Genomic DNA, 25,202 nt, shown 5'->3' with positions numbered 1-25,202 from the left:
GCCCACACGGCGGACCATGCCACCGGACAGGGTCTTCAGCTTCGCGTCCATCCGGTCGCCCAGCCCGACCCGCTGCCGACCGAGCTGCGGCGCGGCCTCGGCCCCTGGCTCGGGGCCGCCGTCGCCGCGCTGGTGCTGGCCGGGATGTACGGCAAGGGGCCCGGCTGGCAGGGGCGCTGGACCGACACGACCGACATGCTGCACGTCACGACGGGCCTGCTCGGCGGCCCGCTGGTCCTCGCCGCGGGGTGCGTGCTCGGCGGCCGGGAGCGGCGGCGCGGCACCCTGGAGCTGCTCGGCTCGGTGCCGCGCGACCCGGTGCGCCGCGCCCTGGTGGCCGCGGCGCCGGCCGCCGCGTGGCCCGCGGCCGGCCACCTGGTGGCGGCCCTGGTGTGCCTGGCCGCGACGTGGCCGTACGCCGGCGGAGCCGGGCGGCCGTTCCTGGACCTCGTGCTCGCGGACACGGTGGCGCTCGCCTCCCTCGGTGTCCTCGGCCACGTCGTCGGCCGGCTGGTGGGCTGGCGGCTGACGGCTCCGCTGCTGGCGGTGGTGGGCTATGTGGGGCTCGCCGTCGGTTCGTACACCGACTCCGGCGCCCGCTGGCTCGGTCCGGCGGCCGAGCACCGCTACTACTGGGACCAGCCGGTGGGGTGGTTCGCGCCCGCCTCGGCCGCCTGGGCCGGTGGGCTGGCCCTGGCCGCGCTGGTGGCCTGCGCGGCCAGGCGCGGCCGGCCCCGGCTGTGGGCGCTCGTCCCGCTCGGGGTCGCGCTGGCCGCCGGGGCGGCGATCCTGCGGCTGCCGTCCGACGGGCCGTGGCGTCCGGACCCGGCGGCCGCCCGGCTCGTCTGCGACGGCGGTTCGCCGCAGGTGTGCCTGCCGGCCGTCGACCGTGACCTGCTGCCGCAGGTGTCCGCGGCGCTCGCGCCGATGAACGCCCGGCTCCACGGGCTGCCGGGCGCACCCGCCCGCTGGCTGACCGGACCGGGTGAGCCGGGACCCGGGGACAGGCCGCTGCCGGACCCGGCCGAGGACGCCACGCGCGGCCGGCTGGACCACCCGGAGCAGTACGCGAACGCGGTCGCCCAGTGGCTGGTCTCGGAGACCTGCCGGCCCGGGGATCCGGTCGGGCCCGGCACGGAGCAGGCCGCCCTGGTCCAGCTCGCCGTCCTCGAATGGCTGGCGCCGGCACCGGACGGGTACGGCGTCGACAGCGCCCCGGCGCAGCCGTTGGTCGACCGGCTGAAGGCGAAGTCGCCCGAGGAGCAGCGGGGTTATCTCGCCCGGTTCCTGGCGGCCGACCGCTGCGACCCGGCGGAGGTGCCGTTGCCATGACCGGTCGGATCCCGAACGGCCCGGTGCTGTACGCCCGTTCGCGAGGGCTCGTGGGTGCGGTGGCGGCGCTCGTCGGCACGGCGGCGGTCGCGGCCTGGGCGGCCGCCTGGCTCCGGACCCGGGCCGGCCTGGACCCCGAGGCCGGCGCGTCCCTGGCGGCGCTGGCCCCGCTGCTGGCGGCGGGCGCCGTCGGAACGAGTCTGCACGTGTGGAGCGAGGACCTGGACCGTACGGCGGTACGGCCCTGGTGGCCGCGGCGGGCCGCCCATCTCGCGGTGCTCACGGCGCCGGCGGTGACGCTGCTCGCGCTCGCCGTCCTCCCCGGGTACGCGGAGGGTTTCGGCGTCGCGGCGATGGTGCGCAACACGCTGGGCTCGGTGGGCGTGACGGCCGCGGCGGCCGTGCTGCTCGGGGCGCGGCTGAGCTGGCTGCCGATGACGGCGTACGTCGGCGCGTGCCGGCTGGCGGGGACGGACGGCGGGGCGGGCCTGTGGTGCTGGCCGGTACTGCCGGGGACCCGGCCGGGGGCGTGGCCGGTGGCCGTCGCGCTCTTCGCCGTGGGGGCGGCGGTGTACGTGGCGCGGGGCGCCCGGCGCTCCGGACGGTGACCGCGCGCGCCCGGGGCCTGGGTCGTGGCCGGAACGTCCCGCCCGGCCCGCACGCTCGCCGCGTCGTCGGGGTCGGGGTCGGGGTCGGAGCCTCGGCGACGCCGACCCGACGTGGCACCTCGGCAAGGGTCACGTCACGATCGCCCCGGTCACCTGGGACCGGACCCGCGGGACCCCGGTGGAGGCGCGCCGCGAACTGACCGGATCGAGTGGTGGGGGCGCACGGGGCCCCGCGTCCGCGACCTCCGCCGACCCGCGCCCGACCGACGGGCGCCGGGCCCGCCACCTGCGGGTCCGGCGCCCCGCGGGGCCGTTCCGCGCCATCGCCCGCCGCCACGGGTGCCCGGAAAGGCGGTTGTCCCGGCCGTCCCCGCCCGGCGAGGATGGCCGGACGACGTCCCGCCGAGCCGAGACCGGAGTGAGCGCCACCATGCCGAACGCCGTCACCCTCGACCGCCGCGAAGGCCCCTACGGGGAGGTGGTCCTGCGCCGGCGCGACGACCACTTCGAGATCATCGCCAACGGCACGTTCCTGATGGACACCTCCGACGGCCGCTCCGAGCGGCTGCTGATCGACGCGGCGATGGACGCCCTCGGCGGGCGCCCGGGGGCCTCCGTGCTGATCGGCGGCCTGGGCGTCGGCTTCTCCCTCGCGCACGCGGCCGCCGACCCGCGCTGGGGCCGGATCGTGGTGGTCGAGCGGGAGCAGGCCATCATCGACTGGCATCGCGAGGGCCCGCTGGCCGCCCTGTCCGGCGAGGCGCTGGGCGATCCGCGCAGCGTGATCCTGCACACGGATCTCGTGGAGTACCTCGACACCTCCCCCGACACCTACGACGCACTCTGTCTGGACATCGACAACGGACCGGACTGGACCGTCACCGACGACAACGAACACCTGTACTCCGCCTCGGGGTTGGCGGCCTGCGCGGCCCGTCTGAACCCCGGTGGAATCCTCGCCGTATGGTCCGCGCGACCGTCGGCCGATTTCGAGGAGTCCTTGCGGAATGCCGGATTCAACGGGGTACGGACGGAAGAGATCCCCGTTGCCCGGGGCGTCCCGGACGTGGTGCACCTCGCCGTACGTCCTGCGTAGCCGGGATGCTCCCGCTGCCTCTAGGCTGCTGGCCGACCATCAGCGAGCGAGGCGGGGCAATGGAGCAGACACACACCACTCAACACGGTGCGGCGGCCACTCCGGGCGCTCAGCGGCGGGTACTGGTCGTCGAGGACGACACGACGATCGTCGAAGCGATCTCCGCCCGGCTGCGGGCGGAGGGCTTTCTCGTGCAGACGGCGACCGACGGCCCGGCCGCGGTCGACGCGGCCGAGGCGTGGCAGCCGGACCTGATGCTGCTCGACGTGATGCTGCCGGGCTTCGACGGCCTGGAGGTCTGCCGCCGGGTCCAGGCCCAGCGGCCGGTGCCGGTGCTGATGCTCACGGCGCGTGACGACGAGACGGACATGCTGGTCGGCCTGGGCGTCGGCGCCGACGACTACATGACGAAGCCGTTCTCCATGCGCGAGCTCGCGGCGCGGGTGCACGTGCTGCTGCGCCGGGTGGAGCGGGCCGCGCTGGCGGCCGTCACCCCGCGGAGCGGGATCCTGCGCCTGGGCGAGCTGGAGATCGACCACGCGCAGCGCCGGGTCCGGGTCCGCGGCGAGGACGTGCACCTGACCCCGACCGAGTTCGACCTGCTGGTCTGCCTGGCGAACACCCCTCGCGCGGTCCTCTCCCGCGAGCAGCTCCTCGCCGAGGTGTGGGACTGGGCGGACGCCTCCGGCACCCGGACCGTGGACAGCCACATCAAGGCGCTGCGCCGGAAGATCGGGGCCGAGCGCATCCGCACCGTGCACGGCGTCGGCTACGCGCTGGAGACCCCCGCGCCATGAGCCGGCGCGGGCGGCGCACCGGGCGCGGGGGCGCGGGCGGGACCGAGCGGGCCGGCGGCCGGCGGATCACGATCTCGATCATGACGAAGCTGGGCGCCCTGGTCGTCGGGGCCGTCCTGCTGACCACGGGTCTCGCGCTGGTGGCGATCCGGACCTCCACGGAGTTCCGCTACATCACGATCTTCGCGATGATCGCGACCCTGCTGATCACCCAGTTCGTGGCCCAGTCGCTGACGGCGCCGCTGGACGAGATGAACACCGTGGCGGGGTCGATCTCCCGCGGCGACTTCAGCCGGCGGGTGCGCGGCGCGGACCGCCGCGACGAGCTGGGCGACCTCGCCTCGACGATCAACCGCATGGCGGACGACCTGGAGGCGGTCGAGCGGCACCGCAAGGAGCTCGTCGCCAACGTCTCCCACGAGCTGCGCACCCCCATCGCCGCGCTCCGGGCCGTCCTGGAGAACGTCGTGGACGGGGTCTCCGAGGCCGACCCCGAGACCATGCGGACCGCCCTGAAGCAGACCGAGCGGCTCGGCAGGCTCGTGGAGACGCTGCTGGATCTGTCACGTCTCGACAACGGTGTCGTCTCGCTGAAGGTACGGCGCCTGGAGGTCTGGCCGTACCTGTCCGGGGTGCTCCGGGAGGCCAACCTGGCGGCGTCGCAGCGCGGCCTGTCCTCCAGCTCCGGCCTGCACAACCGCACGGACGTCCATCTGCACCTCGACGTGTCGCCGCCCGAGCTGACCGCGCACGCGGACGCGGAACGGCTGCACCAGGTGGTGGCGAACCTGATCGACAACGCGGTGAAGCACTCGCCGCCGCACGGCCGGGTGACCGTGCACGCCCGGCGCGGACCCTGGCCGGACTCCCTGGAGCTGGAGGTCGAGGACGAGGGCCCCGGCATCCCCGAGGCGCTGCGGCACACCGTCTTCGAGCGGTTCAACCGGGGATCGGCGGGGGGCCAGCCGGTCCCGGGCAGCGACGGCGGGACGGGGCTCGGCCTGGCGATCGCCCGCTGGGCGGTGGATCTGCACGGCGGAACCATCGGAGTGGCCGAATCGTCACGCGGCTGCCGCATCCAGATCACTCTTCCGGGCAGCGTTCCGGCGCGGGATTGACGTAGGGTTCGAACCGGAAGCACACGTTCTGCGTGTACCTGTACAGGACACGGCCAGGACGTGATCAGGGATGCGGGCCAAACAGGGCCGCAGCCGCCACCTCGTGTACCCGCGAGAGGGCAGAACCACGCTTGTTTCCCGCCAATCCATGCCCCGAAACACCCCGTCAAGTGTGACTTGCGCGACGTTGGAGCGCCCGGCCTGCACCTCTCGGCCAGGGAGGCGTAGCCTTTATTTCCGCTGTCCATCACCTTGTGAAGCGGAAGAGGGCGGTTACCGCCGTGTCGTCTCAGTCCCCCAGTAACTCGAGCATCTCCACCGACCAAGACGGGCGGGGTCAGAACCCCGCGACCGCCTTCGGCGCCAATGAGTGGCTCGTCGACGAGATCTACCAGCAGTACCTCCAGGACCCGAATTCGGTCGATCGTGCCTGGTGGGACTTCTTCGCCGACTACAAGCCCGGCTCCTCGGACACTCCCGCCGCCGCGGGGGCGGCCGGAACCGCGCCGACCCCCACGACCACTCCGAGCGCGCCCGCCGCTCCGCAGGCGGGCCCCGCACAGGCCGCGCCTGCCGCGGCCCCTGCGCAGCCCGCCGCCGCCGCTCCGGCGCCGGTGAAGGCCGCCCCGGCCGCCGCGCCCGCCAAGGCCGCCGCGCCCGCCGCCAAGGCGCAGGCCGCGCCGGCCACGGAGGCCCCTGCCGGTCCCGAGCTGGTCACGCTGCGCGGCCCCGCCGCCGCGGTCGCGAAGAACATGAACGCCTCGCTGGAAGTGCCGACGGCCACGTCCGTCCGCGCCGTCCCGGTGAAGCTGCTCTTCGACAACCGGATCGTGATCAACAACCACCTGAAGCGCGCCCGGGGCGGGAAGATCTCCTTCACGCACCTGATCGGCTACGCGATGGTGCAGGCGATCAAGGCCATGCCGTCGATGAACTACTCCTTCGCGGAGAAGGACGGCAAGCCGACCCTGATCAAGCCGGAGCACGTGAACTTCGGCCTCGCGATCGACCTGGTGAAGCCGAACGGCGACCGCCAGCTCGTCGTCGCGGGCATCAAGAAGGCCGAGACCCTGAACTTCTTCGAGTTCTGGCAGGCCTACGAGGACATCGTCAAGCGCGCCCGCGTGGGCAAGCTCACGATGGAGGACTTCTCCGGCGTCACGGTCTCGCTGACCAACCCCGGCGGACTCGGCACCGTCCACTCCGTGCCGCGTCTGATGCCCGGACAGTCCGTGATCATGGGCGTCGGCTCGATGGACTACCCGGCCGAGTTCCAGGGCACCTCGCAGGACACCCTGAACAAGCTGGGCATCTCGAAGGTCATGACCCTGACCTCGACGTACGACCACCGCGTCATCCAGGGCGCCGCCTCCGGCGAGTTCCTGCGCATCGTCGCGAACCTCCTCCTCGGCGAGGACGGCTTCTACGACGAGATCTTCAAGGCCCTGCGCATCCCCTACGAGCCGGTCCGCTGGTTCAAGGACATCGACGCCTCGCACGACGACGACGTCACCAAGGCCGCCCGCGTCTTCGAGCTGATCCACTCCTACCGGGTCCGCGGCCACGTCATGGCCGACACCGACCCGCTGGAGTACCGCCAGCGCAAGCACCCCGACCTGGACATCACCGAGCACGGCCTCACCCTGTGGGACCTGGAGCGCGAGTTCGCGGTCGGCGGCTTCGCCGGCAAGTCGATGATGAAGCTGCGCGACATCCTCGGCGTCCTGCGCGACTCGTACTGCCGCACCACCGGCGTCGAGTTCATGCACATCCAGGACCCGAAGCAGCGCAAGTGGATCCAGGACCGCGTCGAGCGCTCGCACTCCAAGCCGGAGCGCGAGGAGCAGCTGCGGATCCTGCGCCGCCTGAACGCGGCCGAGGCCTTCGAGACCTTCCTGCAGACCAAGTACGTCGGCCAGAAGCGCTTCTCGCTGGAGGGCGGCGAGTCCGTCATCCCGCTGCTCGACGCGGTCATCGACTCCGCCGCCGAGTCCCGCCTGGACGAGGTCGTCATCGGCATGGCCCACCGCGGCCGCCTGAACGTCCTCGCCAACATCGTCGGCAAGTCGTACGCGCAGATCTTCCGCGAGTTCGAGGGCAACCTCGACCCGAAGTCGATGCACGGCTCCGGCGACGTCAAGTACCACCTGGGCGCCTCGGGCACCTTCACCGGCCTGGACGGCGAGCAGATCAAGGTCTCGCTCACCGCCAACCCCTCGCACCTGGAGGCGGTCGACCCGGTCCTGGAGGGTGTCGTCCGCGCCAAGCAGGACGTCATCAACAAGGGCGGCACGGACTTCACCGTCCTGCCCGTCGCCCTGCACGGTGACGCGGCCTTCGCCGGCCAGGGTGTCGTCGCCGAGACGCTGAACATGTCGCAGCTGCGCGGCTACCGCACCGGCGGCACGGTCCACATCGTCATCAACAACCAGGTCGGCTTCACCGCCGCCCCGGAGTCCTCGCGTTCCTCGATGTACGCGACCGACGTGGCCCGCATGATCGAGGCGCCGATCTTCCACGTGAACGGCGACGACCCGGAGGCCGTGGTCCGCGTCGCGCGGCTCGCCTTCGAGTTCCGCCAGACGTTCAACAAGGACGTCGTGATCGACCTCATCTGCTACCGCCGCCGCGGTCACAACGAGGGCGACAACCCGCAGTTCACCAACCCGCAGATGTACAACCTGATCGACAAGAAGCGTTCGGTGCGCAAGCTGTACACCGAGTCGCTCATCGGTCGCGGCGACATCACCCTCGAAGAGGCGGAGCAGGCGCTCCAGGACTTCCAGGGCCAGCTGGAGAAGGTCTTCGCGGAGGTCCGCGAGGCCACCTCCGCCCCGGCCCCGGCGCACGTCCCGGACCCGCAGCCCGAGTTCCCGGTCGCGGTGACCACCGCGGTCTCCCAGGAGGTCGTGAAGCGGATCGCCGAGTCCCAGGTCAACATCCCGGAGCGGATCACGGTCCACCCGCGCCTGATGCCGCAGATGCAGCGTCGCGCGGCCTCCATCGACGACGGCACCATCGACTGGGGCTTCGGCGAGACGCTCGCCATCGGCTCCCTGCTGATGGAGGGCACCCCCGTCCGGCTGTCCGGCCAGGACTCGCGCCGCGGCACCTTCGGCCAGCGTCACGCGGTCCTGGTGGACCAGGAGACCGGCGAGGACTACACGCCGCTGCTCTACCTCACCGAGGACCAGGCCCACTACAACGTCTACGACTCGCTGCTCAGCGAGTACGCGGCGATGGGCTTCGAGTACGGCTACTCGCTGGCCCGCCCGGACTCCCTCGTGGTCTGGGAGGCCCAGTTCGGTGACTTCGTCAACGGCGCGCAGACCGTCGTGGACGAGTTCATCTCCTCGGCCGAGCAGAAGTGGGGCCAGACCTCCGGCGTCACGCTGCTCCTGCCGCACGGCTACGAAGGCCAGGGCCCGGACCACTCGTCCGCCCGCCCGGAGCGCTTCCTGCAGATGTGCGCCCAGGACAACATGACGGTCGCCATGCCGACGCTGCCGTCGAACTACTTCCACCTCCTGCGCTGGCAGGTGCACAACCCGCACCACAAGCCGCTCATCGTCTTCACCCCGAAGTCGATGCTGCGCCTGAAGGCCGCGGCCTCGAAGGTGGAGGAGTTCACCACCGGCGGCTTCCGTCCGGTGATCGGCGACGACACGGTGAACGCGGCCGACGTCCGCAAGGTCGTCTTCTGCTCCGGCAAGGTCTACTACGACCTGGAGGCCGAGCGTCAGAAGCGCGGTGTCACGGACACGGCGATCATCCGGCTGGAGCGCCTGTACCCGCTGCCGGGTGCCGAGCTGCAGGCCGAGATCGCCAAGTACCCGAACGCCGAGAAGTACCTGTGGGCGCAGGAGGAGCCGGCGAACCAGGGTGCCTGGCCGTTCATCGCCCTCAACCTGATCGACCACCTGGACCTGGCGGTCGGCGCCGACATCCCGCACGGCGAGCGCCTGCGCCGGATCTCGCGTCCGCACTCCTCGTCCCCGGCGGTCGGTTCGGCCAAGCGTCACCAGGCCGAGCAGCAGCAGCTGGTCAACGAGGTCTTCGAGGCCTGACCGGCGGAATCCGCACGAACGGAGGCCCGGCACCCCGCGAGGGGGGCCGGGCCTCCGGCGTTCCGCGGCGACCTCAGCCGAGGTTGGCCTCGAAGTCCCAGTAGGGACGGTTGCGCTGGCGTGCGGAGAGGGTGTGCGGGTGCTGTGCCCCCAGCGTCCGGGTCAGGGTGAGGAGCGCGTCCTCCTCGATCTTGCCCGCCTCCTCCACCTCGCGCAGGCCGCGGAGGTCGGTGGCGAGCGCGACCTGGCAGGAGAGGGTCAGGGGGTGTTCGTTGCCGAGGGCGTGCCGGGCCCGCCGGAGGGTGTCCCGGCTGAGTTCGGCGGCGTCCGACACCCGGCCGTTGAAGTTCCGGGCGGCGGTGGCGTTGAGGGCGCAGCCCAGGACCCAGGGGTGGTCGGGTCCCAGGGAGGCGGTCAGTCCGGCGAGCGCGCCCTCCAGCATGGCCATGGCGTCGGCGCGTTCGCCGGAGGCCTGCATGACCAGGGCGACGTTGGCGAGCACGCCGGCCGCGACGGGGTGGGCCGGGCCGAGGAGTGCGCGGTAGCCCGCCTCGGCCTCGCTGCTCAGCTCGCGGGCGTGGGCGAGGTCGCCGTGTTCCCGGGAGTAGTTGGCGTAGTTGTTGATGGCGGACAGGGTCACGTAGTGACCGCGGCCGTGCACCTGCTCCAGCTGTTCGAGCAGGCTGGCCATGGTGGCGCCGAGGTCCTGCTGGAAGCCGCCCTCGCGGCGTCGGCACAGGGCCAGCTGCGAGCGGGCGTAGAGGGTCTGGAGGTGCTGGGTGCCGAGGACCTGGACGTGGACCCGGACGTTGGCCTCCTGACGGGCCAGGGCCTCGCGGTAGTGGCCGAGCAGCCGGAGGTCCTGGGCGACGGCGTTGCTGGAGTTGAGGCTGTGGGCGTGGCGGGCGCGCAGCAGGCTCTCGCTGCGGGCCAGCGACTCGACGTCGGTGTCGTACGCCTCCTGGTAGCGGCCGAGCATCCGCAGCACGACGCCCAGGTTGTGGCGGGCGACGAGGGTGAGGAACTCGGTGTCGCCGAGGAGTCGTTGCGACTCGGCGAGGCTTTCGCGCTGGATGCGTTCCGACTCCCGGTACTGCCCGAGGAAGCGCAGGTCGCTGGCGATGTTGACGGCGGAGCGCAGGGAGCCCAGTGCGTCACGGTCGGGGGCCGCGTCGAGCTTCTCGCGCAGTGCCAGGTCGAGTTCGTAGGCGCTCCGGAAGCGGCCGAAGGAGCGCAGGATGTTGCCCTCCTGCGTGGTGAGGTCCAGCATGGCCGGGTCGAGCGGGTCCATGAAGGTGGACCAGCTCTCCCTGATCTTCTCGGCGAGGCGGACGCCGGCCCGGAACTCGGCGCTGCGGAAGCAGTAGTGCAGACAGTTGAGCACGGCCGTCTGGACGCGTGGGTTCCGGCTGGTGAGCGCCCCGGAGGGTTCCAGGTGCGGCAGGAGTTCGGCGTACCGGGGCCACTGGCGGCTGTCCATGGGGTTGCCGGGGTCGGCCTCGGCGAGCAGGGCGCGTACGGCCTGGCGGTGGGAGTCGCGGTGCTCGCCGTCGGTGAGCCGGGCCACGATGTCGTGGACGAGCCGGTGCATGTGCACGGACTCCTGGTGCGGTCCCACGTCGACGTTGCCGGCGGGGCCGCGGGTCTCCCGGGTGAGCACCGAGTAGTTGACCAGCGTGTCCAGGGCCCGGGTCCAGGCCGGCAGGTCGGCTGCCATCCACCGCAGGTCCTCGGGCAGTTCGGCCTGCGGGTAGGCCCGGACGATGCCGAGCGGGATCCGGCCGGGGGCGAAGGAGGCGCACAGGCTGAGGACGTCGATGGCCTGCGGCTGGGAGCGTCGGAGCCGGTTGATCAGTATCGACCAGGAGGTCAGGGAGGCGTTGGGGAAGCCGTCACCGGCCGAGGGCTCGTCCACGGTGGACAGCCGTCCGTCGCGGACCATGCGCAGGTACTCGGGCACCTCCATGCCGGACTCGCCGAGCCAGGAGGCGGCCTGGACCAGTGGCAGCGGGACGTCGCCGAACTCCGCGGCGACCTCGTCGGCCTGGGGCGCGGTGATGTGCGGGGCACGGCGCATCAGATAACCGGTGGACTCGGCGCGGTCGAAGCTGGGGACCTCGACGACGTCGGTGTAGTCGCCCCAGCCGCGGTTGCGGGAGGTGATCAGCACGTGTCCGGGGCCGTGCGGCAGCAGCACCTGGGCGCCGTCGGTGTCGTCCCAGCCGTCGAAGATGACGAGCCAGCGGGAGTGCGGGTCGCCCCGGCGCAGCGCCTCGCGGACGGCACGGATGCGTTCGCCGGGCTCGTTGCCGCTGGGCAGGCGCAGTTCGGCGGCGAGTTCGCCGAACCGGTCGCGCTGGACGTTGCGGTCGTCGGAGTTGACCCACCAGATCACGTCGTAGTCGGGGCTGAAGCGGTGCGCGTACTCGGCGGCGATCTGGGTCTTGCCGATGCCGGACATGCCGAGCAGGGTGCAGGCCGCGTTGCCGCGTTCGGCGTCCATGAGCCGTTCCTGGAGGACGGTCAGGAGGTCGTCGCGGCCGGTGAAGCGGGGGTTGCGGCGCGGGACCTCGCCCCAGACGTCGGGCGGGGTGTCGGGGTAGCGGAGCAACGCGCCGGGGGGCAGTCGGCGGGCCGCCGAGCGGCGGGGTTCGATGCCGAGCCGGCTGAACAGCCGTGCTTCGGCCTCCTCCTCGCCGACGCCCCAGAGGCTGACCGGTTCGAGGACGGCAGTGGCCGGGAGCAGCGGCCGGTTGGTGAGGTTGACGGCCGCGAAGCGGTCGGCGTGGGCGGCGACGAAGCCGCGCAGCACGTCGTTCCACTCGCCCGCCGGGCGCGGTCCCAGCTCGAAGAACCAGTCGTTGAGGACGAGGAGCACCTGGCCGCGGGCGAGCAGCAGGTCGTCGAGCGAGTCCTCCAGGGCCACCTCGCGCGGCGGGTCCCAGCGCTGGAGCGTGGCGCGCACACCGTGTGCTTCGAGCCGTTGGTTGATCCAGGCCGCCCACGGCCGGTGGTAGCCGGGAAAGACCACGAGGACGTGGTCGGGTGCCACCCTGCCGCCGTGTTCCACCGCTCCCCCGCCCGACCGCTGTTCCGCCATCTGTCACGTCTCCCGTCCCACTCGCGCGCAACGCAGTGTAATACAGGCTATACGCAGTGTGACCACGCCCGATGAGGGGGCCGCCCGCCGAGGCTCGCGTGGTGCTCGGCCATGCCGATCGCGAACTCCCGCCCCTCCATGGTCAGTTCATCGGATTGAACCAGGATCGTCAGCGCTTCGCCCACCTGATCGTGGATGTCGTCGAACTGCTGCCCGGCATGCCGGCGCCAGGACCCCGGGGCCTGCGGGGAGGCGGCGGCGCGGCGCCACAGGTCCGCCAGAGCCAGGTGCGCGTAGGCGCCCTGGAACACCCCGGCGACCGGCCGCGGGTCGGGGCGCCAGCCGACCCGGTGCAGGGCGGTCCGCCCGGACGCGTACAGCGGGACCAGTTCGTGCAGGGTGGCGAGCTTGCTGTGGTGGATCTCGTGCACGAGCGTCTCGGCCAGGTCCGGCGCCCCGGCCGCCGGGGACGTCAGGACGGCGCCGGGGGCGGCGCTCATGGTGGCGCCGACGGACCGCGGGCCGGTCGGTTCGAGCGGCACGAGGGCGCGCACGGCCCGGCTGATCTCGGCCGCCCGGTCCGCGTCGACACGCCTCAGCAGGTCCTGGGCCGCCCGCCAGTGCGCCGCCCAGCCGGACCGGTCGGTCGCGGCGTGGTCGGTCGCGGTACGGACCGGGTCGCCGAAACCGCCGGGCGGCACCCGGTAGGGGTCCAGGTCGTCGAGGCGGGCGGTGGAGCCGGGCAGTACAGGCAGCCCGGTCCAGTCGGGGCCCCGGCCGACGAGGGTGCCGTCGCGGCGGTCGGTGAGCAGCAGGACGGTGGGAGCGGCGTACGGGGCGCCCTCGTCGTACAGCCGGACGACCCGGGAACGCGCCCGGATCCGGACGGGACCGGGACCACGCAGCCGCAGGCGCCCCACACCCGGCAGCGAGAGCAGGCCGCCGGGCGCCTCCACGGCCAGGTCGAGCGGGCTGCCCGCCCGCAGTGCGGCGGTGACGGCCAGGCTCTCCAGGCGGCCGAGGTGGCGGTCGAGGGACGGGCCCGTCCGCCCGGTGAGCGCGACGGCCAGCCACAGCCCGGTCGTCGGGTAGTCGAGGACGTCCCGTACGACCCCGGGACAGCGCCGCTCGACCTGTTCGAGCAACCGCCAGGAGGTCTCGAAACGGCGGAACACCTCGGGGTCGACGGCGTCCCGCTCGCTGCGGGCCCGGACCAGCAGGGCCTTGAGGAGCACCAGGCGGCGCGTGTGCAGGGCGGAGCGCAGCAGGGCGGTCCCGGCCGGCGCGGGCCGGGTGCGCGCGAGAGAGGTGAGCGCCGCGGCGGTCGGCGGCACGGAGCTCATCCCCGCCCCCTCACGGCGGCCGGTGCCCGGCGCCGAGATCTGACCGGAAACCGCCGGTCGGTACGGGGCCGCCGCTCAGTGGTGGGTACCCCCCGCCCCCTCGGCCCAGAACTCGACGAGTTCGCCGCACCGGAGCAGTACGAGCTCGACGGCGGCTTCGATGTCCGGATCCTCCGTGCGGCGCAAGGTCCGCAGGTCGACGGCCGTGAGATCGGGAAGGTGCGGAGATCCACCGGCATCCCGGTCGACACCGGTCGCCCACTCCGTGTGCTGCAACACCCTCGGCTCCTCCTCACCGACCCTTGTCCCCCACGGTCGTAGCGGCGCAGCGGTTCTTCCCGACGCCAGGAAGTCAGAAACCCGTTCGACTCAACTGCGCCCATTCACGCCCCCGTTATCCGGCCGTTCCCCTGCCGCCTATCCGGTGGTCCCGCTCCAGGTCCACCACGGCGGCGTGATCCGGCGACGGGCGTCGCCGGAGAGCTGTGCCTGGTACGTCCCCTGCTGTGCCGTCACCTCCGCGAGCTGGGTCCGGGTCCGTTCCACGTCGTTCCAGTCCACCTCCACCAGCGCGGACACCAGCCGCTGCCACTGCTCGGCCGCGGCCCGCAACACGGCCCCCGCCCGCACCGTCCGGCCCATGAGCCGCAGGACCGCGCCCTGGGCGTGCAGCGCGCGGGCCCCGGTGACCGAACCCGGGGTGTCGCCGTGGGCGGACCGGGCGTCCTCCCAGGAGCGCTGGTACGCCGTGAGCGCGTCGCCGAGCACGCCGTCGCGCGCCACTTCGCTCAACTCCATTCTCACCCGCCCCAGTTGCAGCCACACCTCGGCGCGCAGCGCGGGGTCGCGGACCGTGCGCACGGCCTGTTCCAGAAGATGGCGGCTCTCGTACAGGTCGGGCAGGAAGCCCGCCCGGTGGAAGCGCAGGGCCAGCACGCTGCCGATCAGGACCAGGGCCCTCGCCCGCTCGGGCGCGTCGGCGGGCAGGCCGGTGAGCGCCTCGCGCAGCACGCCCTCGGCCCGGTCGACGGCCGGCGTGCCGCCGTCGGCCGCGGCCCGGCGCAGCAGGGACTCGCCCCAGGCCATCAGGAGCCGGCCGCGCTGTGCGCTGTCCGCGGGGGCGAGCAGCGCGGCCGCCTCGTACGCCGCGTCGGTGGCCGGCCCGTCGCCGGCGGTGTCGTGGAGCCGGGCCCGGGCGGTGGTCCAGCGCAGCCGCAGCGCGACCCGGTCGTCGAGCAGCGATCCGGCCCGGTCCAGGACGGGGGCGATCGCGTCCGGCGCGTGCCCGGCGAGGCCCAGGGCGTCGGCCAGGTCGAGCAGCGCGGGGCCGGTCTCCCGCGACGCGAGGGCCGCGGTCAGCGCGGTGACCGCGCCGGGGCCGTCGCCGCGCGCCAGCAGCAGCCGGCCGCGGCGCAGGTGCAGGGTGTGGTGGTGGCTCTCGGGCCAGTCGCGCGGGTCCCCCGCGAGCGCCGCGAGCGCGGCGTCCAGGTGGGCGGTGTCGCCGGTGTCGCGCCACAGGGCGTGCCGGACGACGGCGAGTTCGAGCCGGGCCTGCGCCCCTTCCTCCTCGTCAGTCCCGGCCAGTCCCGCGGCGCCCTCCAGCACGGTCACGGCCCGCCGCAGCAGAGCGCCGCGCCGCTCGGTGCCGCGTACCGCGGCGGTGCCGGCCTCCGCGTACAGCACCCGCCCGAGCACGACCCTGGCGGGGACGTCGTCCTCCGCGAGGGCCGCCTCGGCGCGCTCGCGGGCGGCGGCGAGCAGCGAGGGGTCGGACTGGCTGCGCCACTGGTCGAGCAGCCGGCGGGCCTCGGCCAGCGGCTCGGGGGTGACCAGGTCGGGGTGGTAGAAGCGGAGCACCCGCGCGGGGATGCGGGCGAAGAGCTCCGGCTCGGGGCCGGCCGGCCCCGTCGGCTCGTCCGTCTCCTCCGGCGGCGCGGCCGCGTCCTCGTCGGCGGCCTGTCCGGCCAGCCGGGCGGCGGCCAGTGCGGGGAAGTTCCGCATGCCCTGGCCGAAGTTGCGCTCGACGTACTCGGAGCAGTGCTTGAGGACGAGCGCGGCGGCGCTGCGGTCCAGGGATCCGAGCAGCTGCTGCTGCACACCGGGCGGATAGCTGTAGCAGGGGTACGGGGTGGGCCCGGGCAGCTGTCGCAGCAGGCCGCTGAGCAGGACCTCCGCGAGTTCCATGGGGCCGGTGTCGGGGAGCATCGCACGCTGGACGAGCTGCATGACGGGAAGGGTGAGGGGGGCGGCGGCGAGATGGACGGCCAGCCGCAGGGCGCCCGGGGAGGCGCCGGCGCGGAAGACCCGCAGCAGGTCGTCGTCGCGGGGGACCCGGGCGGGGGCGTCCTCGGCGACGGCGCTCCCCGTCCGGACGGCGTCGGGACCGATCCGGGCGGCCCAGCCCCGCACGGCTCCGGCGCCCTGGCCGCCGAACAGCCGCGCCCAGGAGGCGAAGGCCTCGGGGGTCGGCGTGAGGACCGGCACCGCGCGGGTGTCCTCCGCGACGGGCTCCCAGGGCTCCTCGTCGGGCTGGAAGAGGGTGTGGCCGCCGGGCCCCGAAGGGCGTAACAGGGTGCCGGGTTCGACGTTCAGGGCGGTGCGCGGCCACAGCCGCGGGGGCAGCGGCTGGACGAGGGCGAGCGGCGAGCTGCGGGGCCACTGGTGGATGAGCCGCTGGGCCGCGCCGCGCCGCCAGAGCGGGCCGACGCAGTCGCTGACGATCAGCGTGAGGCGGCGGCCGGTGGGGTCGTGGAGCTGGTCGCCGGGGCGCAGCCGCGGCCGGCCGTCGGGTCCGGAGGTCGTGGTGACGCGCGGCGGTCCCTCGCCCGTGTCGTACAGCCGGTGCACCTGGACGTCCCGGAAGGCGCCGGACTGCTGGCACGCCTGGCGCAGTTCCTCGACCATCCGGGTCCAGACGACCATGGCGGGGCCGGTGTCCATGAGGAGCTGGATGTCGGGGCGGCGGCCGGCGGCGGGGCGCAGGACGGGCGTGAGGATGCCGGCGGCGGCGCTGCGCTCGGCGGTCGCCTCCTCGTCGAGGACGCCCTCGCCGGGCCGTACGGGGAACAGCGCGTAGTGCCGGAGCGGGCGGAGCGCCTTCTGCAGCCCGAGGAGGCCGGGCAGGGCGTTGGCGCCGGGTGCGCGGACGGGCAGGGCGGCGCGTCCGCCCCTTCCGCCGCCGGTGGGGCGTGCGCCGCCGCGGGGCATGTGGAGGCCGACGGTCTCCGGGTCCGGTCCGGAGAGCCGGGGCGCGGACTCGCCGTCCCGGTCCGGCTCCTCCAGGTCGGGAACGGCCGGTTCTCGTCCCTCCCCCGGGGGTTCGGGCACGGCGGGGTCCGCCGGCGGGCCCGTGGCCGGGTCCGCGGCGGCGGCGCCCGGCAGCCACTGGGCGAGCCAGACGGCGTCGGCCAGCTCCTCGGCGGTGGGGTGCTGGCCGCCTGCCCGGAGTCTGCGCGTGAGTTCTTCCAGATGCATCCGGTGCATCCGGCCATCACCTCGGCTGATCAAGCGGCTGCATGAGCATGTCCGCGATGCGTTCCCTGGTCACCCGCTCGGCGCGGGGGGCGTGCTGGGTCAGGTAGATGGCGTTGAGCAGCTGGTCGGTGGCGATGACCTCGCCGGGCTCGCGGTTCAGGAAGCGGCTGACGAGGGTCTGTTCGCCGGCGGCGGCGTCGGCGCCGAGGTGCGCCTCGATCATGGCGCGGAGCTGCTCCTCGCCCGGCGGCTCCAGTTCGAGCCGGATGCAGCGGCGCAACAGGGCCGCGGGGAAGTCGCGTTCACCGTTGGAGGTGAGCACGATGAAGGGGAAGGTGGAGCACCGGATCCGGCCGCCCTGCACCGGGACCTTGCGGCCGTCGTCGGTGAGCACCTCGACCACCGGTTCGCGGTCGGCGAGCCGCTCCAGCTCCGGGACGGCGAACTCGCCCTCCTCCAGGGCGTTCAGCAGGTCGTTGGGCAGGTCGAGGTCGCTCTTGTCGAGCTCGTCGATGAGCAGCACCCGCGGCTGGTCGGAGGGGAGCAGCGCGGTGCCGAGCGGACCGAGGCGGATGTACGAGCCGATGCCGGCGGGGGCCGCGGCGGTCGAGCCGGGGGCGCCGGTCTGGGCGCGCTCCAGCTGYACGRCCTGGAGGCGGCCGATGGCGTCGTAGCGGTAGAGGCCGTCCTGGAGGGTGGAGCGGCTGACGATCGGCCAGCGCAGGACGCGCCCCAGCCCCAGTTCGTGCGCGACGGCGTGGGCGAGAGTGGACTTCCCGGTGCCGGGGTTGCCGGTGACGAGCAGCGGGCGGCGCAGGTAGAGGGCGGCGTTGACGGCGTCGGTCTCGGCGGGGCGCGGGTGGTGGTTCTGGACGAGCCGGCGGCGCACCCCGAGCCGCCGGTCGGAGCCGGCCAGGGTGTCGTCGGCGCCGCCGGCCGAGAAGTCGCGCCAGGGGGGTGGCGGAGGCAGCCGTCTGATCTCGTCGTGCGGGTGGCCGGCACCACGGTAGATGCGCCAATCGTTCACGATGGACTCCTCCTGGCTGTGGTGGGGTGGCCCGCCCTGTCGACCGTACGTCCCGGGCGGGTCGCACGGCCCTCGAATCGGTCCGGTCGTCCGGGAGTTCGGCGGCTTCGTGCCGTCGGTGCGAAGCCTGGTGCGCCGTGTGGTGCGGCGGTGCCTACGGGGGCGTGCGGCCCGGGAGGGGCGGCGGCCGGCCGCCGGCCGGTGGCGCGCGGGGGCGTGGCACCCGGTCCGGCCGCCGGCCGTGCCGCGGGGGCGCGGCGGGTCCGCCGCGTGGTCCGTCCGGTCAAGGGGCCGCCTCCTCGCCGAGCAGGTCGGGGCCTTGGAGCGGAGGGGCGTGCGGCGGGCGGTCGGGCGGGTCGACGAGGACGGCCAGGTGTTCGGCCCAGGCGTCGGCGGACCGCTCCCCGGGGTCGGCCTCCTCGTCGCCGGCCCTGATCCGCAGGGTGCGGACCGGCCGGTGCAGCCCGTCGGCGCGCCCGGCCGCGGCCAGCAGCCGGCCCGCCTGTTCGTGGAAGTCGGCGCAGTCGCCGTCCGGATGCGGTCCGGTCCGCCACAGGGCGAGCGGGTGGCCGGCGGCGAGAGCCGCGGCCATGGCCCGCTTGCCCTCGCCGACGCCGACCCGGCCGCAGAAGACCGGTACGGCTCCCTCGTCGGCGTCGAGGAGCCGGGCGAACGCCTGCCGCGGGGTCTCCCGGCGCACGTGCGGGGCGTGCGCCTCGGCCCCGGCGGCCGGTACCTCGGCGCGCAGCGGGATCGCCCGCAGGGGGCCGTGCTCGGCGGCCCGCCAGCGCTTGAGCCACTCGTGCGACGGGGGTGCGGTCCGGCGGCCGGCGTGGCGGACGACGACCGTCCGCTGCTGGCCCAGGGTGAGCGCGTACGCGCCGAGGAGTTCGTCGTCGGGCGTGAGCCGCCACCCGTCGATGGCCAGGTCGAACAGGTCGAGCGGCAGCACCGCCWCGKCGGCCGCCAGGTGCTCGCCGCTGTCGCCGTGGCTCAGCGCGTCGGCGAGGGGCGCGCGCAGGGTCTCCTCCAGCCTCTCGCGCTCCACGCCGTGGTCGTCGTGGTGCAGGGGGCTGACCGTGCGCCCGTCGAAGAGGAGCTTGATCCGCCACGGGAAGCGCGTGCCGTAGTGCGGGGTGTCGATCTCCACCAGGACGTCCGCGCGGGCCCCGGTCTCCCGGACGGCGACGGGGGCGGCCGCGGGCTGGTCGGGGGTGAGCAGCTGGGCGATCTCCTGCTGGATCGCGGGGTGCGCCTCGACGGCCTCGTCCTCGATCCAGCGCACCAGGCTCTCCACGGCGGGGCTGTCGCCGTGCAGGTCGGTGACGTGCCGCGCGACCAGCGTGGCGTAGAGGAAGACCGCGTTGAGGCCGAGGTCCTGGATCGCCTCCTGCACCGGGTCGCGCAGTTCGTGGAGCAGTCCGACCCCTTCCCGCCAGGTGCGCGGGTCGGCTTCGAGGACGGACTGGAAGTCGTCGTGCAGGACCCGTCGTTTGACCTCGTCGACGAGGTGCATCACCTCGCCCGGCCCGGCGGGGGGCGGCAGTTCGGCGAGCCGCCCGTACAGGTGGACGCGGCGGCCCGGTCCGACTCCCTGGGTGGTGGGCGGCCGGAGCCGGATCTGCGCCCGGGTCCAGTCCGGGTGCCCGGCGAGCGAGCGGTAGCGGCCGAGGTGGTGGCGGTCGTGGTCGCGCATGACCTCGTGGAGGATCGCGCCGCCGGGCGCGTCGTGCAGCTCGCGCAGCGCGGTGATCGGGACGGCGGCGCCCTCGTCGGTGCCGCGGCCCTTGTTGAGGCCGATGACGGCACCGCGCGCGAGGTCGACCACGGGCCCGCCGGAGAGCCCCTCCACGGGCAGGGTCCAGCGCAGCAGGAGCGCCCCGCCGTCGACGGCGTGCGCCTCGCCGACGGCCTGGCGGATGCCGACCCGGCCGGTCTGCCGGGACCAGCCGTGGAGGCTGACCGGGATCGGCTGGGCGATGACGGGCGGCCGTTCGCTGAGCCGTACGCAGGAGACGTCGGTGGCCTCGGGGACGCGGACGAGTGCCAGGTCGGGGAAGTCCCAGTGGCCGAGCTCGTGTTCGGGCCGCTCGGGGCGCGGCTTGGCCAGCACCACCTCGCCCGTGGCCGCCCTGCCCTGCCAGCTGAGGCCCACGGCCCGCTCGTGTCTCCACACCGCGCTCCCCCCCTTGGCCACGACGTGGGCGCAGGTCAGCACCCAGCCCGGGGCGATGAAGAATCCCGTGCCCCAGTACCGGTCGCCGTGCGGGTCATACCCGTCTCCGGGCGCGGCGATGCGCACGAGCGCGGGGCGCACGAGCGCGTCGAGGGCGCTCATACGGATCCGTCGGCCGCCGGACCGTGGGGCGGGACGGTGTCGGGCGCCGGGCCGGGCGCGCCCTGGGCGGGGACCGTCGCGCCGACCGCGGCCGGGCCGGCACCGGCGGGCGGCGCGGCGGGGGCGACGGGCCCCGGTTCGGTCCAGGTCAGCGAGACCGAGACGGATGCCTTGCCGCCGCCGTCCGCGAGGACGCCGATCACCTTGCCCGCCTGCGCGGACAGTTCGATGCCGAAGCTGACGGCCACCTCGACCGGTGCCTGCGGGTCGAGTCCGGCCCGCAGCGAGCCGACGACCCCGCGCACCACGTCCGTGAGTCCGCCGGCCATCGAGACGACCCGGTCCCCGATGCCGGTGTCCTGGAAGCCGCCACCGCGGCCCAGTTCCTCCGCGTCGCGGACGCGGGCCCAGACGGGTGTGCCGTCGTCCAGCCGTATCCGAGCGATCCCGTACGTCACAGCGGCCCCCCGCTCCCCGAAACGATGATGAAGCAGGCTAGTCCCTGCCCGGGGCGAGCGCGAGGGTACGCGGAGGCCACGGCCTATCCTGATCGCATGTACTTCACTGACCGTGGCATCGAGGAACTGGAGAAGCGGCGCGGCGAGGAGGAGGTCTCCTTCGAGTGGCTCGCCGAGCAGCTGCGGACGTTCGTCGACCTCAATCCCGACTTCGAGGTGCCGGTGGAGCGTCTCGCCACCTGGCTCGCCCGGCTGGACGACGAGGACGAGGACGAGTAGCACCGCGGAGACGGGCGGGGCGCCCGTCTCGCGGCCGGCGGGAGCCGGTCAGAGTCTGCCCGGCCGCAGCCGGTCGTATGCGAGTCCCAGCGCTCCGCGTGCGACCAGGATCGCACCCGCGGTCACCCAGCCGCCGCTGTGGCGGCGGATGCCCCAGGCGAGCATCGGCACCCCCGCGCCGAGCTGGAGCGCGGACAGCATCCGGGCCTTGGGCCCGCGCAGGAACGGGCCGACCCGGCTGCCCTCCACCGCGTCGAGCTCGGCCCGTACGGCGTCCCGCCAGCCGGACCATTCGAGCTGTTCGGCGCCCTGGGCCAGGGCCACCGAGCGCAGCCGGTCGGCGCTGTCCCCCGGCACCACTCCGGTCGGCAGGTCGAGGCCGATCCGGGCGAGGATCGCGACGAGGCCGACGAGCCGTCCGTGGGCGTCGGTCTCGCGGTCGGTCCCGGTCAGGGGTTCCAGGGCCTGCACGTCCAGGACGGGATCGAGGGCGAGACGGGCCGCGAAGGTGCGCATGGCCTCGTCCTCGCCGACCGGGGTGCCGTCCGCGAGCCAGGTGTAGCCGACGGTGCGGCGGAACCCGGCGGCCAGCGTGAAGCCCGCGCGGTCCGCGTCCCACCAGAGCGCGAGGACGGGCCAGGTCGCGGCCGAGACGGCCAGTGCGGTGGCCCAGCCGGTGACGACGCGGTCGACGGGTTCGCCACCGTGCAGCCAGGGCTTCCCCTCCGGGACGAGGACGCTCCAGCCCTCCCCCGCCGGAGCGAGGAGGAGCTCCTCACGCAGCAGCTGTGCCGGCGGGCGGACCGCCGACGGCTCGGCGCGGCAGAGCAGCAGCGCGCCGACGGGGCTCGATCCGGAGGTCGCGTTCATGGGCCATACGCTAGGCCAATTTGTCCGCATCGGTGCATGAATGCCCCCGGTGCGCACCGCCTCGACGGGGGTTGACTTCCCCGCACCGCGATATATCGTCTTTACGAGAGACGCGATATGTTGCGTCGTCGACACGGGAGGTCAGCACGATGACAGAGTGGTCCGTCGCCGAGCCGAGGAAACTCACGCTGACCGATCCCGTCGCACGGCTCCGGGTCCGCATCGTCAACGGCACGGTGAACGTCGTGGGGACCGACGAGAGTTCCGCCCGCCTGGAGATCTCCTCCATCGAGGGCCCGCCGCTGATCGTGACCCAGGAGGGGTCGACCCTGACCGTCAGCTACGAGGACCTGCACTGGAAGGGCTTCCTCAAGTGGTTCGACCGCAAGGGTCACCGCCGCACGGCCGTCGTGTCGGTGGCCGTCCCGGCCGGGACGGACGTCGAGGTGGGCGTGGTCGGCGCCGGCGCGGTGATCTCCGGCGTCAGGGGACGCACGGACGTCCGCGGCGTCACGGGGGACACCACGCTCGTCGGACTCTCCGGCCCGGTCCGCGTGGAGAGCGTCTCGGGCGACCTGGAGGCCCAGTCCGTCACCGGCGCCCTGCGGGTCAACTCCGTGACCGGCGACGTGACGGTCATCGAGGGCGCCGGCGGCTCCGTGAAGGCCGACACGGTCAGCGGGGACATGGTCATCGACCTCGACGCCGCGGACCCGGAGGCCCCGCCCGCCGACATCAGGCTGACCAGCGTCTCCGGCGAGGTCGCCATCCGCCTGCCGCACCCGGCGGACGCCCGCGTCGAGGCGAACACGACCAGCGGCTCCGTCTCCAACGCCTTCGACGACCTGCGGGTCGGCGGGCAGTGGGGTGCCAAGAGCATCACCGGCACGCTCGGCGAGGGCCGCGGCACGCTCAAGGCGACCACGGTCTCCGGATCGATCGCGCTGCTGCGCCGCCCCGAACCCGCCGACGACGCCGACGCCGCCCCCTCCGCATCCGGAAAGGTGCTCTGACATGCCGCCCGTCTTCGCCCACGGCCGCCTGCGCCTCTACCTGCTCAAGCTCCTCGACGAGGCCCCGCGCCACGGCTACGAGGTGATCAGGCTCCTGGAGGAGCGCTTCCAGGGGCTCTACGCGCCGTCGGCGGGCACCGTCTACCCGCGGCTGGCCAAGCTGGAGGCCGAAGGCCTGGTCACGCACGCCACCGAGGGCGGGCGCAAGGTCTACTCGATCACCGACGCGGGTCGCGCGGAGCTGGCCGGGCGCGAGGGCGAACTGGCCGACCTGGAGCTGGAGATCCGCGATTCGGTCTCCGAGCTGGCGGCGGAGATCCGCGACGACGTGCGCGGGGCCGCGGGCAAGCTGCGCAGCGAGATGCGTGCGGCCGCGAGCGAGAGCCGGACCAGGGACTCCTCCTTCACCGACGTCAAGGAGGAGCTGCGCCGCGCGAAGCAGGAATGGCGGGAGCAGACCCGCCAGGCACGCGCGGAGGCCCAGTCGGCCCGCCGCGAGGCACGCGAGTTCCAGCGGATCGCCAAGCAGGTCCAGGAGCAGGTCCAGGACCACTTCACGCGCGGCGACTGGCCCACGGGCGTCCGCGAGGGCCTGTCCGAACTCAGCGCACAGCTCGGCGGCCTGATGGGCGGGGGCGCCGCGTCCCGGCCTCCGTTCGTGAAGCAGGACCCGGCCGCCGCGCCGGAACCCGAGTGGGCGAAGGACACCGCCTCCACCGGGGACCCCGCGCGCGACCTGGACCGCCTCCTGGACCGGTTCCGCGACGACATCCGGGACGCGGCGCGCGACCACGGCGTCACGGCGGCCCAGTTGTCGGAGACCCGCCGCCGGCTGGCCACGACGGCGGCGCACATCACCGGCCTGCTGCGCCCCGGGGGCACCGGCGGGTCGAGCAGCTGATCCGGCGGCCCGAGGGCCGTCCCGTGACCCCCGCCGGCCGCACCCATCGCCACCGACTCGACCGGCCGGTGGCCCCCGCCCGCCCGTTCCCGCCGGGGCTGCCACTCCGGCACGGACGGGCGGGCGGGCTCCGCGTGACGAGGACCGTCACGCGGGCGCCCGGGCCCGCCGCGAGGGGCGTCCGCGGCACGGGGGTTCCGGCACGACGCGGACATCGCGGTGCCGGAGCCCCGTCAGCGGATCCGCCGCGCCGTCAGGACGAGGTCAGGACGAGGTCAGGACGATCTTTCCGAAGACGTCGCCGGAGGCCAGCTTCTCGAAGCCCTCCCGGGCCCGGTCCAGCGGCAGCACCTCGTCGATCACCGGCCGCAGGCCCGTGGTGGCGCAGAAGGACAGCAGGTCCTCCAGCTCGTCCTTGGAACCCATGGTCGAGCCGACGACCTTCAGCTCCAGGAAGAAGATCCGGGTCAGCTCGGCGTGCGAGGGCCGGTCGCCGCTGGTCGCGCCCGAGATGACGAGCGTGCCGCCGGGGCGCAGCGACTTGACCGAGTGCGACCAGGTGGCGGCGCCGACGGTCTCGATGACCGCGTCCACCCGGTGCGGGAGCCGCGCCCCGGGCTCGTACGCCTCCAGCGCGCCGAGCTCGACGGCCCGCTTGCGCTTGGCCTCGTCGCGACTGGTGGCGAAGACCCGCAGGCCGGCGGCCTTGCCGAGGGCGATCGCGGCGGTGGCGACGCCACCGCCCGCGCCCTGGACGAGGATCGAGTCACCGGGCCGCACACCGGCGTTGGTGAAGATCATGCGGTAGGCGGTGAGCCAGGCCGTGGGGAGGCAGGCGGCCTCCTCGAAGGACAGCTCGGCGGGCTTGGGGAGCACGTTCCAGGTGGGCACGGTGACGCGCTCGGCGAAGGTGCCCTGGTAGCGCTCGGTCAGGATGGATCGGGGCTCGTCGGGTCCGACGCCGTGGCCGGTCTGGCCGATCACGGAGTGCAGGACCACCTCGTTGCCGTGTTCGTCGATGCCCGCGGCGTCACAGCCGAGGATCATCGGCAGCCTCTCCTCGGGCAGGCCGACGCCGCGCAGCGACCACAGGTCGTGGTGGTTCAGCGAGGCGGCCTTGACGGTGACGGTGGTCCAGCCGGGACGCACCTCGGGCTCGGGGCGCTCGCCGAGTTCGAGGCCGTTCAGGGGCTGGTCGCGGTCGATTCGGGCGGCGTAGGCAGCGAACATGGCCCCGACCCTAGGGGGCCGCGCTCGCGTGGCGGAACCACGCACCCGTGTGACGCATGTCCCTCGGCCACCCGCCCCGCAGCGCCACGTCCCCGGCCTGCCGACGCCCCGGCCCTCGGCGTGGCGGCCGGGGCCGGGGCGTCGGCAGGCC

The 25,202-nt window shown here is 74.1% G+C and carries 18 protein-coding genes; 9 read left to right on the top strand and 9 right to left on the bottom strand.

From position 1 onward, the window contains the following. The 6 genes from EAO71_RS31590 to EAO71_RS31565 all read left to right on the top strand — a co-directional run. A partial coding sequence (locus EAO71_RS31590; RefSeq protein WP_315986622.1) for a hypothetical protein occupies nt 1-1,332 on the top strand: 1,332 nt, incomplete at its 5' end. Further along, nucleotides 1,329-1,940 carry a hypothetical protein gene (locus EAO71_RS31585; protein ID WP_147981200.1) on the top strand — a complete coding sequence of 204 codons (612 nt, stop codon included), beginning with the start codon at nt 1,329-1,331 and terminating at the stop codon, nt 1,938-1,940. The genes EAO71_RS31590 and EAO71_RS31585, both read left to right, overlap by 4 nt. 430 nt (nt 1,941-2,370) lie before the next feature. Continuing rightward, a complete protein-coding gene (locus EAO71_RS31580; protein WP_187282892.1) occupies nt 2,371-3,036 on the top strand; it encodes a spermidine synthase family protein in 666 nt (221 codons plus the stop codon). A 59-nt stretch (nt 3,037-3,095) separates the two neighbouring features. Next, nucleotides 3,096-3,833 (top strand): response regulator transcription factor, encoded by a 738-nt coding sequence (locus tag EAO71_RS31575; RefSeq protein WP_147981198.1) that lies wholly within the window; start codon nt 3,096-3,098, stop codon nt 3,831-3,833. Between the two features lie 80 nt (nt 3,834-3,913). Then, complete coding sequence (locus EAO71_RS31570) at nt 3,914-4,951, top strand: HAMP domain-containing sensor histidine kinase (protein WP_147981197.1); 1,038 nt, start codon at nt 3,914-3,916, stop codon at nt 4,949-4,951. Between the two features lie 281 nt (nt 4,952-5,232). Continuing rightward, a complete protein-coding gene (locus EAO71_RS31565) occupies nt 5,233-9,018 on the top strand; it encodes a multifunctional oxoglutarate decarboxylase/oxoglutarate dehydrogenase thiamine pyrophosphate-binding subunit/dihydrolipoyllysine-residue succinyltransferase subunit (RefSeq protein ID WP_147981196.1) in 3,786 nt (1,261 codons plus the stop codon). A gap of 73 nt (nt 9,019-9,091) precedes the next feature. Here EAO71_RS31565 and fxsT read toward each other — a convergent pair whose 3' ends face one another. The 7 genes from fxsT to EAO71_RS31530 form a co-directional block, all read right to left on the bottom strand. Next, nucleotides 9,092-12,118 (bottom strand): FxSxx-COOH system tetratricopeptide repeat protein, encoded by a 3,027-nt coding sequence (gene fxsT / locus EAO71_RS31560; protein WP_147981195.1) that lies wholly within the window; start codon nt 12,116-12,118, stop codon nt 9,092-9,094. Nucleotides 12,119-12,165: 47 nt separating this feature from the next. Beyond that, nucleotides 12,166-13,461: an HEXXH motif domain-containing protein gene (locus EAO71_RS31555; protein WP_147981194.1), complete on the bottom strand. Its 1,296-nt coding sequence runs from the start codon at nt 13,459-13,461 to the stop codon at nt 12,166-12,168. A gap of 75 nt (nt 13,462-13,536) precedes the next feature. After that, nucleotides 13,537-13,740 carry a hypothetical protein gene (locus EAO71_RS31550; protein ID WP_147981193.1) on the bottom strand — a complete coding sequence of 68 codons (204 nt, stop codon included), beginning with the start codon at nt 13,738-13,740 and terminating at the stop codon, nt 13,537-13,539. A gap of 138 nt (nt 13,741-13,878) precedes the next feature. Further along, nucleotides 13,879-16,944 carry an SAV_2336 N-terminal domain-related protein gene (locus EAO71_RS31545; RefSeq protein WP_147981192.1) on the bottom strand — a complete coding sequence of 1,022 codons (3,066 nt, stop codon included), beginning with the start codon at nt 16,942-16,944 and terminating at the stop codon, nt 13,879-13,881. Between the two features lie 7 nt (nt 16,945-16,951). Further along, nucleotides 16,952-17,962 carry an AAA family ATPase gene (locus EAO71_RS31540; RefSeq protein ID WP_147981191.1) on the bottom strand — a complete coding sequence of 337 codons (1,011 nt, stop codon included), beginning with the start codon at nt 17,960-17,962 and terminating at the stop codon, nt 16,952-16,954. A gap of 283 nt (nt 17,963-18,245) precedes the next feature. Beyond that, entirely contained in the window at nt 18,246-20,300 is a 2,055-nt protein-coding gene (locus EAO71_RS31535) for a VMAP-C domain-containing protein (RefSeq protein WP_147981190.1), read from the bottom strand. Further along, nucleotides 20,297-20,758: a CU044_2847 family protein gene (locus EAO71_RS31530; RefSeq protein ID WP_222723602.1), complete on the bottom strand. Its 462-nt coding sequence runs from the start codon at nt 20,756-20,758 to the stop codon at nt 20,297-20,299. The genes EAO71_RS31535 and EAO71_RS31530 overlap by 4 nt, the downstream gene beginning before the upstream one ends. A 96-nt stretch (nt 20,759-20,854) precedes the next feature. Here EAO71_RS31530 and EAO71_RS31525 point away from each other — a divergent pair, with 96 nt between their 5' ends. Continuing rightward, nucleotides 20,855-21,037 (top strand): DUF6104 family protein, encoded by a 183-nt coding sequence (locus EAO71_RS31525; protein ID WP_037695221.1) that lies wholly within the window; start codon nt 20,855-20,857, stop codon nt 21,035-21,037. Nucleotides 21,038-21,085: 48 nt separating this feature from the next. Here the strand turns inward: EAO71_RS31525 and EAO71_RS31520 are convergent, their stop codons facing one another. Beyond that, nucleotides 21,086-21,907: a hypothetical protein gene (locus EAO71_RS31520; protein WP_147981189.1), complete on the bottom strand. Its 822-nt coding sequence runs from the start codon at nt 21,905-21,907 to the stop codon at nt 21,086-21,088. Between the two features lie 149 nt (nt 21,908-22,056). Here EAO71_RS31520 and EAO71_RS31515 point away from each other — a divergent pair, with 149 nt between their 5' ends. After that, nucleotides 22,057-22,920 carry a DUF4097 family beta strand repeat-containing protein gene (locus tag EAO71_RS31515; protein WP_147981188.1) on the top strand — a complete coding sequence of 288 codons (864 nt, stop codon included), beginning with the start codon at nt 22,057-22,059 and terminating at the stop codon, nt 22,918-22,920. A 1-nt stretch (nt 22,921) separates the two neighbouring features. Further along, on the top strand, nt 22,922-23,821 hold the full coding sequence (locus tag EAO71_RS31510) for a PadR family transcriptional regulator (protein WP_147981187.1): 900 nt from the start codon (nt 22,922-22,924) through the stop codon (nt 23,819-23,821). Nucleotides 23,822-24,085: 264 nt separating this feature from the next. Here EAO71_RS31510 and EAO71_RS31505 read toward each other — a convergent pair whose 3' ends face one another. Further along, entirely contained in the window at nt 24,086-25,051 is a 966-nt protein-coding gene (locus tag EAO71_RS31505) for a zinc-binding dehydrogenase (RefSeq protein WP_147981186.1), read from the bottom strand. Nucleotides 25,052-25,202 lie beyond the last annotated feature (151 nt).

Origin of the sequence: Streptomyces sp. MS191, assembly GCF_008042125.1 — a bacterium.
Taxonomy (GTDB): Bacteria; Actinomycetota; Actinomycetes; order Streptomycetales; family Streptomycetaceae; genus Streptomyces.
This window is presented reverse-complemented; position numbering and strand designations above follow the sequence as displayed.